The organism is Shewanella mesophila (genome assembly GCF_019457515.1).
In the GTDB taxonomy this organism is placed as follows: Bacteria; Pseudomonadota; Gammaproteobacteria; order Enterobacterales; family Shewanellaceae; genus Shewanella; species Shewanella mesophila.
The window spans coordinates 540,226-553,619 of sequence record NZ_CP080421.1; the positions used below are offsets into that span (position 1 = coordinate 540,226).

Sequence of the window (13,394 nt, forward strand, 5' to 3'; positions counted from 1 at the left end):
CCCATATGTTATTTACAAATAAATAACATTACACAGGGAGCCTTCTATGAGGCGAAGTGTTAAATATCGTTTGTTGTTTCTGTTATCCGCCGTTGTGGCTTACAGTCTTGGCTTTACTTATCTTCCCGCGAGTTTAGATGAACCTAGTGCACTGATTCGGCTAAGTGTATTTTCTGTTATCTACTTCCTTGTTTTACCACTCGGCTATTGGATAGCCATCATCAAAGTATCTGGTCAAAAGTTATGGAAGCTACTTATCATTTTTAGTCTCAGCAGCCTGATGGCACGTCTTAGTTTTCCGGCGGAGATTGCGAGCTACTTTGAGTTTATCGCCTGGCTGCGCTTTCCGATTATTGCCGTATTACTCGCGATTGAACTGTATCTAATCGTGAGTATTGCGAGGGGGCTGTGGCAAGCGAGATCGGCCAAAGGCGATCCGCGGCTCACAGCGATAAATCAATATGGCGCCAATCCTTCGCAACCACAGTTTGCAACAGACAGCTCAGATAGACCCCAAGTTCAGGATGATAAGAAGCTCACCTTGGGATATATGTTGGCGACCGAGCCTGCCAGTTGGTATTACGCCATTCGTTATTTTTCTCGGCATCATGTCGGCGCAATTGCACATATTACCTCCTTATCTTCGAGCCGTTGGCATCTGCTGTCGCTGATCATGGCGTTGATGGCTTTTGCGATAGGCAGTTATTTCGTCTTAGTCGATTGGAGTGAATTAGTGGCACTATTTTCCGCTGGGTTTATCGCCTATGGTGCGGTGCTACTCTGTGCAAACCACCGAATTGCGCGGCACTATAGTTGTTATCTCATCGATGACAAGCTGGTGTTAAATCATGGTATTTGGGGAATGTTAGTTGTCGAACCCAATCGTATTGCAGGTGTGGAATTACTCGATGGCAGTGCACAGCGAGACAAGCAAGATCTAAGTTTCGGTAGAGGAGTGAGTAATACTCGAATTATGTTTACCTCTCCTCAAGTCTATATGGGCGCAATGGGGCAGTTAACAGAGTGGGTGAATAGGGTCGACTTAGTGCTCGATGAGCCGCAGCAATTTAAGTCTATTATTGAGGCTGCGAATTTAAATGGAGAGCTGCAGTTACAAGAGGCGAGTTAGTTTGTTGAACAGCCAATAAAAAGCCAGTGACAATATCACTGGCTTCTCTTGCTACAGAGTTAACTGCTTAGCTGTTGTCGTTCTCTTTTAACCACTGAGCTGCGCGTTTAGCAAAGTAAGTTAAAATACCATCGGCACCAGCTCGCTTAAAGCAAAGTAGTGATTCCATCACAATGGCTTTTTCTGCTAACCAGCCATTCTCAATGGCTGCCATATGCATGGCGTATTCACCACTTACTTGATAAGCGAAAGTAGGCACTGCTAGCTCACGTTTAACACGAGTAACGATATCAAGGTATGGCATACCAGGTTTTACCATGACCATGTCTGCGCCTTCTTGGATGTCGAGAGCTACTTCGTGAAGTGCTTCATCACTGTTAGCTGGATCCATTTGGTAGCTGTGTTTATTGCCCCCCTTTAGATTACCCGCTGAGCCTACCGCATCGCGGAATGGACCGTAATAGTTTGATGAGTATTTAGCCGAGTAGGCCATAATCTGAGTGTTAACGTGACCTGCTTCTTCTAACGCTTTACGGATCGCACCGATACGGCCATCCATCATATCTGACGGAGCAACAATATCAGCACCGGCTTCGGCATGGGAAAGCGCTTGCTTAACTAAGATCTCGGTGGTGATGTCGTTGAGAATGTAACCCTCTTCATCGATGATGCCATCTTGGCCATGAGTCGTGAATGGATCTAGCGCTACGTCAGTCATTACCCCTAGCTCTGGGAATGCCTCTTTTAATGCTCGTACCGCGCGTTGCGCTAAAGCATCGGCGTTATAGGCTTCTTCCGCCATCAATGACTTTTTCTCTGCCGGCGTGACAGGAAATAATGCGATCAGTGGGATACCTAATTTAACCAACTCTTCGGCTTCTTTTAGTAACAAGTCGATTGAGTAACGCTCTACACCTGGCATAGAGGCAACTTGTTCAGTGCGATTATTTCCTTCGAGGACAAACATTGGATAGATTAAGTCATTAACCGAAAGTTGATTCTCGGCCATTAAACGGCGGCTAAAATCATGTTTACGCATGCGGCGCATTCTGCGCTGAGGAAAAGCACTGGTAATAATGTTCACATTCGACTCCTAATTTAGGGTTGCTGACTTTAACAGCTCACACCTTTGGATTGGCGAGGTTGCCATAGTGCAGTTGTTTAAGTTTTATGTTGTCTATTTTTCGAGTTCGGGCGTATATGCGCAAACGCGATTACGCCCGCCATTCTTGGCACGATATAGTGCTTTATCTGCTCGCTCGACCAATAAGTTGATATCTTGATCGTCGGTAATTACTTCGGCGTAGAGGCCCACACTGATAGTGAGCGGTATTGCATTTTGCTCCCAGCTTAGTGGCAGTTGGAAAACCGTCTCACGCATTTGCTCAGCCACGTTGAGAGCACCTTCCTGCGAGGTATTTGGCAATATCATAGCAAACTCTTCCCCCCCGAAACGTGATACTAGATCACTTGGGCGCCTTAAATTCTGCTTTAATGCTTGCGCAATTAACTTTAATGCGTGGTCACCCGCTAAATGGCCGTAGGTATCATTGATTGCTTTAAATCTATCAATGTCGATCATCAATACCGCTAGTGGTGTTTGCTGGCGTCGACTCAGTCGGCCCTCAGCAAGCAGGCGTTTATCGAATGCCGCCCGATTTTTTACGCCAGTGAGACTATCGACAGTATTTTGTTCAGTAAGTTTCTGGTTAACTTCATTTAATTCTCGAAGTGCGATCTCAAGTTCTAATGTGCGTTCCTGTACCATCTGTTCGAGTAGTTCATTAGCGTTGGCCTCAATTTTCAATGCATCTTCTTTGCTTTGACGGAGGCGTTGTGATTGTCTGAGCGCTTCTTGCTGTATTTTTAACTTAGCTTTACGTTCATCGTTGTAGCGAATGGCCAATACGGCAGCCATAAAGATGATCTCAAAGCTCAAGCCAATCATGATAGGAGTTTGGTGCATGATAGGTAGCTGTAGCATTCCTAAGTACATCATTGATGTAATGAAGGCACCGATTAACATACCAGACCAGGCTAAGGTGTAGAGTCTTGCTAGTTTGTGCCCACGTAAACTGAGTATTAGGGCAATAGCCATGAGTAGTGATGTGGTAATCAGGACTGCTAGGATATTAATCTTTAGGGCAACAGAATAGCTAATAAATGGCGTTACTAGGGTAAGACCAAAAACCGTTGCCGCACTATAACGACATATCCTCAACATACGTAAATTATGGTATTTAAGCTGTAATACTTTTTCAGAGAACATTAAAACAAACGTCAATGCTATAGGGATTAATACTGGTATAAGAATTGGCTGGACTAAGGGATAGTTTGGCCAAATGTATCTAAATGAGAGCCCTTGCAAAGTTGCAACTAGTAGTGTGGCACTCAGTACATAGCCAGAGTAATAGCTATAACTGTAAGAGTGCGTGGTTAATGCAATAAACAGGCTGAACAACCCTATCGCTACCAGCGCACCTAATTGAAAGCCTTTATATAGTGATTCGTTTTCGGTGTCTTTTACTAATTGCTCGGGTGATAGCAGGCTTAAAGGCAGGCTGGCACTCCCCTTGGTTTCTATCCGAACGTAGAAGGTATGTAAGACTTGGGGTGTTAAATCGAACTTATATAGAAAGTTATTATGGGCAATAGGGCGCTGAGAAAAGGGATAGCTGTCGCCCATCTCTATGTGTATTGGCGCTTGACCATGTTGAAGATGATAAAGGCTAATCTTGTCTATATGGGGATTGGCTAACGATAAATAGCGACGTATCTTATGTTCGGTTGCATTATATAAACTAATTTTTATCCAAAATGGATCGACGGCTAATCTTTGGTTAAATTTCGACTCAATCCGTGACCAGCGGCTGGAGTTGAGGTTAATGACATCGTCAATTTGTTTAAGCTCGCTGTCTTGCACATAGTACAGCCAAGACGACAGGTTTATCGATTGCTCATCATTGACAGCCAGCAAGGACTCGCCATGAGCAAAACTTGAGAGCCCCCAGAGGAATATCAGCAAAATCAGTGCGCTAAATCGGTTCATAAGCCGCCTTTAAACCGAAAAACTCACAACTATTATTATAAGCTTGCGCCGCAAACTCGTTAGCCGACTGGCCTCGCAATGACGCAAGATATTGACTGATATAAGGTAAATATTGCGGCTCATTTTTACTCGACTTGGGTTTTGGTCGCATGCTGCGCGGCAGCAAGTAGGGGCTATCTGTTTCAATCATAATGCGGTTAGCCGGAATATCACCAACTAATGAGGCCAGTTCGGCACCGCGTCGCTCATCGCAAACCCAACCCGTGATACCAAGGTGAAGATCGAGTTCGATATAACGCTCTAAGCTTTGTCGGTTGCCTGTAAAGCAATGCAGTAATGCACCTTTTAGATGAGGTCGGTATTCTTGCAATATCTCGACAAAATCGTCGTGTGCGTCGCGCTCGTGCATTAAAACCGGCATATTCAGTCGGGCTGCGAGAGCCAGCTGCTCAGCAAATGCTATGCGTTGCATTGGCCTAGGGGAAAAATCACGATTGTAATCTAAGCCGCATTCGCCTATGGCGACAACATTGGGTTGTTGGGCAAAATGGGTTAGGCGTTCAACACTCGATGCTTGCCACTCGCTGGCATGATGTGGATGAACCCCTGCGGTCGTATATAAAGATTTGGGGTATTGCTGGCAGCAGTGTATGGCTTGGCGACTTTCGTCCAAGCTACTACCAATAACAATAAGCGGCGAAACCCTCTGGGCCGCCGCTCGCTGGATAACGTTATCGAGATCTTTTTCTAGAGCGCTGCCAACTAAGTTAACAGCGATGTCTATGTAACTTGGCATTAATCGAGACGTTTAACCCGTATTGTCGTGTTGATACCTTCTTTACCTAGCATAAACGAACCTAACGCGCCTTTTTCGATATAAACGGTATCACCTGCTTTTAGCTTGAAACGGCGATTATCTTTTTGTTTCCAAACTTGGCCATTTTCAAAACCAATTTTGAGTGCGCCATAGGCATCTTTAGAGACTGAAGTTACCTTCATATCAAGCTTGGTGACCTGTGCAGGAGCTTCTTTAGGCATTTTACCAAAGCTTTCTTCTGCAGTAATGGCTGCGGTAGCGACTACCGGAGCTTGTGGTGCAGGAACGGGTTTTGACACCGGAGCTTGAATAGGTCGATTGGCATTGTGATTTGAGGCGTTTGCAGCGAGATTATCGTAACAAATCAGCCTATCGAGCTTATCGCCTATTGCGGCGCAATTAGCGAGTTGTTGTTCTATGCCTGCGAAAGCATGCAGAGAGATGAATAAAGTTGGTATCGCTATCCAACGTAGGCCTTTGAAATAACTTAAGCGCATAAAGAGTTCCTTTTATTATTGTGAGCGCCAAGTGAATGGCTAATAAGAACAGCTACCCTTCATGGGTAGCTGTCATTTGATTTATTAGCATGCCTTATTGGCCAGGTTGATCCTGTTCGGTCTGCTCATCGTCTTCTTCAGAGTCCTTTTTACTGTAGAAACGAGCAGCAATCAATCCCCCTTCAAATAATATCAACATAGGTACCGCTAACATGGTCTGTGAAATGATGTCTGGTGGTGTGAGCAGCATACCGATGACAAATGCTCCAACCACTATATAGGGGCGTTTGCTCTTGAGCTCTTCTGGTGTTGTGACCCCTGCCCAGCAGAGCAATATCACCGCAATAGGGATTTCGAATGCTAAACCAAAGGCAAAAAATAGCTTTAGTACAAAGCTAAGGTAACTACTGATATCGGTAGCTACTTGAACACCTTCTGGCGCTACGCTGGTAAAAAAACCAAAAACAACAGGGAAAACAATGTAATAAGTAAATGCGACACCTAAATAGAACAAGAGTGTACTGCTGGTTAGCAGTGGCAACATTAAGCGCTTCTCATGTTTATATAAGCCTGGTGCGATAAAAGACCAGATTTGAAATAACACATAGGGAATAGCGATAAAGAAGGCCAACACTAATGTTAATTTAAATGGAGCAAAGAAGGGCGCCGCAACATCCGTTGCGATCATGCTACTGGTTTCTGGCAATGCATCCATTAAGGGCGTTGCCATATAGTGATAGATATCGTTTGCCCAATAGACAAGGCAAATAAACACAAAAAGCACACTACCAATGGCTTTAAGTAACTTATTACGTAACTCAAGCAAGTGGCTAATTAACGGTTGCTGTTGCGACATGGATTACCCGTCAGATTTTTCGGTTGAATTGCTCGCCTTAGCTGTATTGGTCTCTTTAGGTGTCGATGTTTCGCTGGTACTTTCAGTACTGGCAATATCTTCAACCTTGTAAGGACGATTAACAGATTGGGCTGCTTCTTTTAATTGATCGATTGAATCCTGTAACTCAGGAGAAAGATTTTTAAGCCCTTGGCTCTCAGCCTTTTTCAGGTCTGAATGCAGTTGCTCAATTTTAAGCTCCTGCTCTAGTTCATCTTTTACTGAGTTGGCCATGCGTTTCATGGCGCGGATCCAGCCTGAAATTGAACGCACTGCAACCGGGAGTCTTTCGGGGCCAAGAACTACTAGCCCCAAAACGCCGATCAACAGTAGTTCCATAAAGCCGATACCGTCGAACATAAGGAGTTACGCCTGTTCTTTATCCTTGGACTCAGTCTTCTTTTCGTCAGTCTGAGCGGTTTTTTCTGCTGTGTTGTCTTCAAGCGCTTTCTTTTCTTCTTCAGAAGACATGGCGCTCTTAAAGCCTTTCACTGCGCCACCTAAGTCGCCGCCAAGTGAACGTAGTTTCTTTGTTCCGAAAAGCAAAACGACAATCAAAGCAATGATAAGAAGTTGCCAAATACTAATGCCACCCATGAAACGATCCTCTTTATTTAACTCTTAGTTAATACTGGTTCTATTATGAACCTTTGGTTATTTAGTGCTAGCTAAAACTTGCGATTCTTTGGCCTAGATCGCCATCCCAGTAACCAGAGTATGGCACCGATGCTGATAGACCCGTAAGAGGCCCATAGTGTAGCGTCTTGTGCGAACAAAATAGTGCCACAGATCACTAAAACGGCGGATGTGATTAAAAGGTAATTACTTTTATGGGTTTTTTGTTGCTGTTTTAAGTAACGATCGAGCAGCTGATTCTGGCTGTTGATGAAGTTTTTACCCATCTTAAGATTGTCGTAAACTAGCTCTGGAAGCTCAGGCAGTTTGTCGGCCCAATAGGGAAACTGCTTTTTGATCTTTTTAGCCATACCGATAGGCCCTATCTGCTCTGCCATCCAATCTTCAAGGAAAGGTTTAGCGGTTTTCCATAGGTCGAGCTGGGGATAGAGTTGGCGGCCTAAGCCTTCGATATAGAGTAAGGTTTTTTCAAGCAGCACCAGTTGCGGCTGTACCACCATATCGAAGCGTCTTGCGGTTCTAAACAGTTCTAACAGTACATGGCCAAAAGAGATCTCGTCCAGCGGCTTATTGAACATGGGCTCGCAAACGACTTTGATCGCCTGTTCAAATGCGACGATATCGGTATCAGCCGACACCCAGCCCGACTCGATATAGAGCTGAGCAATACGGGTGTAATCTCGATTGAAAAAGGCCAGGAAGTTCTCTGCTAGATAACGTTTATCTTGCTCGGTAAGCGTGCCCATAATGCCGCAATCGAGACCGATATAGAAGGGGTCATTGGGGTGTTCTGTACTGATAAAAATATTGCCGGGGTGCATATCGGCATGGAAAAAATTATCACGGAACACTTGGGTGAAAAATAGCTCGACGCCACGTTCAGCCAGTAGCTTTAAATTGGTCCCTTGGGCTTCTAGTGCGGCCTTATCTGAAACGGGAATACCATAGATGCGCTCCATGACGATCAAGCGCGTAAAGCAGAACTCTTCATACATGAAAGGGATATACAGGGCGTTTGAATCGATAAAGTTGTTACGCAGCTTTATCGCATTAAGGGCTTCGAGTTTTAAATTGAGTTCACCTTCGATGGTGGTGCGATAATCTTCTACCACTTCTGCTGGGCGTAATCGATTGCCTTGGCCTAACAAGATCTCAAGGAATTGCGCACTCTGAGTCATTAACTGAAGATCGGCATGTACCTTGTCTTCGACATTGGGTCTTAGAACCTTGAGCACCACTTCAGCACCGTTAGATTTCAGCTTTGCCGTATGCACCTGAGATATCGACGCAGAGGCCAGTGGCGTTTCGTCAAAATCATCGAAATAAGTGTCGATAGGGCAGCCTAGTTCTGTTTCTATCTGAGCCTTGGCAATGGCAGAATCAAACGGTGGCACCCTATCTTGCAGCATCGCTAGCTCTTCGGCCCACTCATCGCTAAGCAGATCTCGACGGGTCGACAGCATTTGGCCGAACTTAATGTAGACAGGACCTAGCTCTTGCATCGCCAGCTTTAAACGTTCGCCACCGACTTTATCTTTATGTTTGTTGGTTAACCAGAAAAAGCTCCAGCGCAGGAGTCGAAAATACAAAGGTTTTAACTTTGATGGGATAAGGTCATCAAGACCATAATTAAGTGCAATTTTAATGACTTGGTATGCGCGTCGAATGCTTTTGAGTGTCATTTGGTCCTGTTTGCCCCACTAATAAGTCGATCAATCCTTTGGCTTAAGGCGTCGGTGTCTTGTTTGAGTTGCTCGATTCTATCACCAAAATGAATAAATTCGATTTTATGCGGGCTCAAACGGTATTCTTCGACAGTGAGTTGACCTATATGATCACGGCTCTTACGAAAGACGGTGGTGAGTTCTTGTTTTAGCTGCTTTGCGCCTTGGAGCAGTATATGGGTCGGCGCATCACCGATATAGCGCGATAGCGGCTCGGCAAAATCAAACTCTATCTGCTGCATAAAATGGCTAAAGCTTTGTAGCAGGTTGAGGTCGCCATCGAGTTTAAGCTTATCTTGCTTAATTAACTCGGTGAGGTTGGCACCTTCACTCAGGCGATAGAGGGTGGTTAGGTCGGCATCGACCTTGGTGGTGACCGTGCCATCGTATTGACCAAAGACTTGGATCTCTTTGGCAAATAAAAGATAAATCGGCGAATTGAGCTGGGTCAGTTGAATACATAAGACTTTCCCGTGAAGCGTATGCTGTTTGGCATACGCTTCGGGTGACTGTTTTACGGCTTGTTGTAGTGCGGTTTCAAGCCCCGCACTGATCAGCAATGCAATTTCACGTTTCATGCTAAACCTAATTGTGTGAGGCCTGTAGAGCAGTTGCTAGAATTTATAACCTTTATGTAGCGCCACGACACCATCGGTCATATTAGTGTATTCAACTTGTTCAAAACCGGCTTCTACCATCATACCTTTAAGGGTTTCTTGATCTGGGTGCATACGAATAGATTCGGCTAGGTATTCATAGCTACCCGCATCTTTAGTGATGATGTCACCCATCTTAGGTAAAATTTTAAAGCTGTAGAGATCGTAAACCTTACGCATGATCTCATGCTGTGGTTTTGAGAACTCGAGTACCAGCAGTTTTCCACCGGGTTTCAATACTCGTAGCATAGAGCGGATAGCGGCATCTTTGTCGGTTACGTTACGCAGGCCAAAAGCGATAGTGATGATATCGAAATGGTTATCAGGGAATGGTAATGCTTCGGCGTTCGCCTGAACATAATTGACGTTACCTACCACACCGCGATTGCGTAACTTCTCACGACCGACCTTGAGCATAGATTCGTTGATATCGGCGAGTGTAACTTGGCCTGTGTTACCCACAATGTGCGAAAACTTTGCCGTTAAATCACCTGTGCCGCCCGCAAGGTCTAACACTTTCATGCCAGGGCGTGCGCCGGCACTCTCGATCGTTAAACGTTTCCACAGGCGATGGATACCAAAAGACATGACATCATTCATGATGTCGTACTTGGCTGCGACTGAGTGAAAAACGTCGGCGACTAGGTCCGCTTTTTTCTCTGCTTCTACCGTCTTATAACCGAAATGCGTACTGTTTGGTGTGCCCTCTGACATCTCTAGTGTTCCTGTGCGTTGCTGCTGATATGGCGAGTGTAAGTGATTGACTCAAATTGCTGAATCATTCCTCGACCACTCTGTGATCGATGTTAATAATCCACGCTCACATTTTAAAAAAATGCGTCATAGCGCAGAGTTTCGAGAAAATTGACGCAGCATTACATCACAATATTAGTAATAAGCCAAATTCCCTGAGGCCAATTAGCCCAAGGGATGTTGAGCAGTACGTCCTTGGATATAGGAATAGATCAATTCACTGATACTCTGCCCGGTTTCACGGCGTCCAGCTTCGATGCCAGCAGGGTGGCAACTCGGCGCGCCTTCGGCTAAATGCAGGTAACAGGCGTTGGTGTTACGTGCCACTTGATTGACATAAAAGAGGGCATCAATCAGTGGAATTCCTGCACTTGTCGATGCGCTACTGGGCATATTGATGATAGCGTCGAGATCGAGTTCAATTGCCACCGGGAGCCCGCTGGCGTTCAGGTCGATGACAATGTCGCTAATGGCTTGTTTTAGCGTCAACTCCTGACGTACCCATATCGACTGAAAGGTGTGCCATTTACCGCCAAAGGCCGCTAATTGCTCTAAGGTCTGTTGGCTATTTTTTAGTTCATGCATCCCCAGCACATGGTAGTGGGCGAGCGCACCACTGGCGGCGGCATAACTAAAACCGTTACCGCTGTGGCGTCCTTCTCTTGGTCTAAAGTCAGAATGGGGATCTAGATTTACCGCAGCAACTGGTCGTTTAGTGGCGGCTTTGGTTGCCATCAATAAACCATAGGCATTGTTATGTCCGCCGCCAATGACTATCGGCTCTAATTCCGCTGCGATAATCGCGGTCACAATGTCAATGACTCGCTGATCTAACTTTTCGACATTATCTCTAAGTGTCTGGGTGGTTGCATCGGCTGGCAGTTGCAGATCTTGGGTGGCTATCTGGCCGAGCACGAGGCAAAGGCTACCGTCGAGAAACTGATTGGATTGGAAGTTGCAAAACTGCGCCATCACGGCTTCGAAAGCATCGACTGCGCCGCCGCGACCAAGGTTAGCTCGGGGGCCGATATCTTCGCCTATGCCTAAGATGACGAAGCGCACCCCGTCGGCCTTGGCCTTTGCCAGATGCTCGCCGAGCGGCGCCTTGCCCTCATAACAGTGCAGGGTCTGGCCTATCTTGGTCTCGCCTTCGCGCTTGGCGACCAACTGCCGACAGGTATCGGCAGTAAAAGGAATAAGGGTATGCATAGGTTCTGTTTTTAGTTGTTGATGCAAAGGTGGGGGTAATTTTAATGGATAAAATTTAGAAAAGTTTGATTTTTTTGTGGGCTGCACAAATTTCAGTTTTTTGGATTAGATTTTGGGGGATTCAGCTTGAGAAACTGGTGATGGTATTTGAATGTTAGCCCTTGGTGGCATAGGTGTTGGATGGGGGTTTGAAGGTCGCACCTTCATGGCAACCTATCACCTGCGGTGAGCTTATGTGCAGATACATCTGCTACACGCCGTGAATCCATCCGTGGAGGCTCGACGATGGCATCCATGCCATCGACGTCCGCAGATGCATCTACACCGGTGTATTTCATCTCTTCGATTTAGCTTCATTTGGTGTGGCTAGGTTAATCGAAGCAAAATTATTTTTGCCCCATTGCGCATTTTTCCAGATGGTGTATTCAGCAAAATGCTGATAAGTTCATTTTATACAGATAGTTAACGGTGCGCGTTTTCACTGGCCCAACGAGGTAAACGCGCATGTGCACTAATAAAATGTTATGTTTTCTGGAGAGATCGTGCGTAAAGAAGATATTAAAGACCCTTTAAAGGAGTGTGCGTTTGATTTCTTTTATTGGTTCTCACGATTTGAGTTTGCACTTAAAGAAAATCGTTTCTTAAAACGCAATGGCATTGGAGAAAATGCAGAGCCGGGGTGGGATGCGTTCGTAGAAAAGTACGCAGAGACGTTCGCACATACATCGGAAACCAATAAACTAATTGAACTTAACCCAAAAAGACAAAAGGTTGGGGAACATTCAGACCTTCAGTGGCGAGAAGTAGGTTTAGCCGATTGTAACTCTGAACTCGGTAGAGTTGTTCGCTTGCTTAAAACTATCAGAAACAACCTCTTTCACGGAAGTAAACACGGTGCAGAGGGGTGGGATAATCCAGCACGAACACAAGACTTATTGGTTACAGGTAAATCAATCTTAGATCAATTGGCAAAGCTGGCTGACATAGAAGCAGACTATACCCAATACTATTAAAAACATAACAAGCAAAGGCAGCATCGCCCTGCGGGCTGGACGCGCTAACGCGCGCCGCTGCTTTGGGCGTTAAATTTCTTCATGAAAAAGGACTACTGTGAGTAAAGACCCTATAGACAAAGCAATAGACAAATCATTGGATACCACAATTAATGGTGTAGCCAATTTTTTTGGCGCTATCTGCATGCCTGCAGCAGAAGAATTAGGCGAGCTCGTCAGGGATCAAGTTAAATACTATAGATCCAAGAACCTTCTATCTATTCAGGAAAAAATCCAAAAGCGACTAGGCCAGTTGCCCGAAAGCGCTGGCAATACATCACCCAAATTACTAAAAGTGCTCATCGAAGATGCTTCATGGGAAGAGGATGATACTGTCCAAAATCTATGGGCGGGTCTAGTATCAGGTGAAATCGCATCTGGAAGCAGCAGTGATGATTCAGTGATTTATACTGAGCACCTAAAAGGGATGTCGTCATATGAAGCTAGGTTACTAGAAATAATATATAGCGATGATCGAATAGCTGACTTGATTTTTAATCGTGAAAACAGTGGAACTGAATTTGTCTCTATAAATCCTATAGATATATCAGTTATTGATATCCTAAACTCATCTCCAAAACCTCTCGACTACATTGTGCAAAATCACTCTCATGAAATGATTATAAGTGATGTAAAACATCACATGTTAGCATTTGGCTTTGTTAAACCTCAGTTACATTCTTTAGTCAAAAGAGGCCTAATTAATAGCTGGGAAGTAACAACTTACTTAAACGATGAAAAATATATCCGATTTGAGCCTTCATCATTAGGCTTAGACCTTTATATGCGATGTACGGGCTATAAGTTATATCCATTAGAGGCATATGTTGTCACAAGGAAACATTGGCGCGATGAACTTGGCTATAGATCTAACAAGCACAAGCACAAGCACAAGCAACAGGACTAATAAAAGCCTATCGGCTTTAATTAGCTGCTGTTGTGGGCGTTGGTATGACTCCCCACGTCAAGCAGAACGT

At 45.0% G+C, this 13,394-nt stretch carries 14 protein-coding genes; 3 read left to right on the forward strand and 11 right to left on the reverse strand.

The window, feature by feature from the left end; translation table 11 throughout:
* The first annotated feature begins 46 nt into the window (after positions 1 to 46).
* Entirely contained in the window at positions 47 to 1,129 is a 1,083-nt protein-coding gene (locus K0I73_RS02395) for a hypothetical protein (protein ID WP_220062961.1), read from the forward strand.
* 67 nt (positions 1,130 to 1,196) lie between these two features.
* Here the strand turns inward: K0I73_RS02395 and hemB are convergent, their stop codons facing one another.
* The 11 genes from hemB to K0I73_RS02450 form a co-directional block, all read right to left on the reverse strand.
* Entirely contained in the window at positions 1,197 to 2,213 is a 1,017-nt protein-coding gene (hemB, locus tag K0I73_RS02400) for a porphobilinogen synthase (RefSeq protein WP_220062962.1), read from the reverse strand.
* 93 nt (positions 2,214 to 2,306) lie between these two features.
* A complete protein-coding gene (locus K0I73_RS02405) occupies positions 2,307 to 4,178 on the reverse strand; it encodes a sensor domain-containing diguanylate cyclase (protein WP_220062963.1) in 1,872 nt (623 codons plus the stop codon).
* Entirely contained in the window at positions 4,165 to 4,974 is an 810-nt protein-coding gene (locus tag K0I73_RS02410; protein ID WP_220062964.1) for a TatD family hydrolase, read from the reverse strand. Before K0I73_RS02410 ends, K0I73_RS02405 begins: the two co-directional genes overlap by 14 nt.
* Positions 4,974 to 5,492 (reverse strand): hypothetical protein, encoded by a 519-nt coding sequence (locus K0I73_RS02415; protein WP_220062965.1) that lies wholly within the window; start codon positions 5,490 to 5,492, stop codon positions 4,974 to 4,976. The genes K0I73_RS02410 and K0I73_RS02415 overlap by 1 nt, the downstream gene beginning before the upstream one ends.
* A 94-nt stretch (positions 5,493 to 5,586) precedes the next feature.
* Entirely contained in the window at positions 5,587 to 6,348 is a 762-nt protein-coding gene (gene tatC, locus K0I73_RS02420; protein ID WP_220062966.1) for a twin-arginine translocase subunit TatC, read from the reverse strand.
* A 3-nt stretch (positions 6,349 to 6,351) separates the two neighbouring features.
* Positions 6,352 to 6,747, reverse strand: a complete 396-nt coding sequence (gene tatB / locus K0I73_RS02425) for a Sec-independent protein translocase protein TatB (RefSeq protein ID WP_220062967.1) — start codon at positions 6,745 to 6,747, stop codon at positions 6,352 to 6,354.
* 6 nt (positions 6,748 to 6,753) lie between these two features.
* Positions 6,754 to 6,984: a Sec-independent protein translocase subunit TatA gene (gene tatA, locus K0I73_RS02430; RefSeq protein ID WP_220062968.1), complete on the reverse strand. Its 231-nt coding sequence runs from the start codon at positions 6,982 to 6,984 to the stop codon at positions 6,754 to 6,756.
* A gap of 71 nt (positions 6,985 to 7,055) precedes the next feature.
* Positions 7,056 to 8,705, reverse strand: coding sequence for a ubiquinone biosynthesis regulatory protein kinase UbiB (gene ubiB / locus K0I73_RS02435; RefSeq protein WP_220062969.1), 1,650 nt, complete (start codon positions 8,703 to 8,705; stop codon positions 7,056 to 7,058).
* The gene (locus tag K0I73_RS02440) at positions 8,702 to 9,325 is read right to left on the reverse strand and encodes a ubiquinone biosynthesis accessory factor UbiJ (RefSeq protein ID WP_220062970.1); all 624 of its coding nucleotides are present in this window, start codon (positions 9,323 to 9,325) and stop codon (positions 8,702 to 8,704) included. The genes ubiB and K0I73_RS02440 overlap by 4 nt, the downstream gene beginning before the upstream one ends.
* 36 nt (positions 9,326 to 9,361) lie before the next feature.
* A complete protein-coding gene (ubiE, locus tag K0I73_RS02445; protein ID WP_220062971.1) occupies positions 9,362 to 10,117 on the reverse strand; it encodes a bifunctional demethylmenaquinone methyltransferase/2-methoxy-6-polyprenyl-1,4-benzoquinol methylase UbiE in 756 nt (251 codons plus the stop codon).
* Positions 10,118 to 10,321: 204 nt separating this feature from the next.
* Complete coding sequence (locus K0I73_RS02450) at positions 10,322 to 11,365, reverse strand: formimidoylglutamase (RefSeq protein ID WP_220062972.1); 1,044 nt, start codon at positions 11,363 to 11,365, stop codon at positions 10,322 to 10,324.
* A 542-nt stretch (positions 11,366 to 11,907) separates the two neighbouring features.
* On the opposite strand from K0I73_RS02450, the gene K0I73_RS02455 reads away from it, so the two are divergent.
* Together K0I73_RS02455 and K0I73_RS02460 are read left to right on the forward strand one after the other, a co-directional pair.
* The gene (locus K0I73_RS02455) at positions 11,908 to 12,378 is read left to right on the forward strand and encodes a hypothetical protein (protein WP_220062973.1); all 471 of its coding nucleotides are present in this window, start codon (positions 11,908 to 11,910) and stop codon (positions 12,376 to 12,378) included.
* A gap of 97 nt (positions 12,379 to 12,475) precedes the next feature.
* Entirely contained in the window at positions 12,476 to 13,324 is an 849-nt protein-coding gene (locus K0I73_RS02460) for an Abi-alpha family protein (RefSeq protein ID WP_220062974.1), read from the forward strand.
* The last annotated feature ends 70 nt before the right edge of the window (positions 13,325 to 13,394 follow it).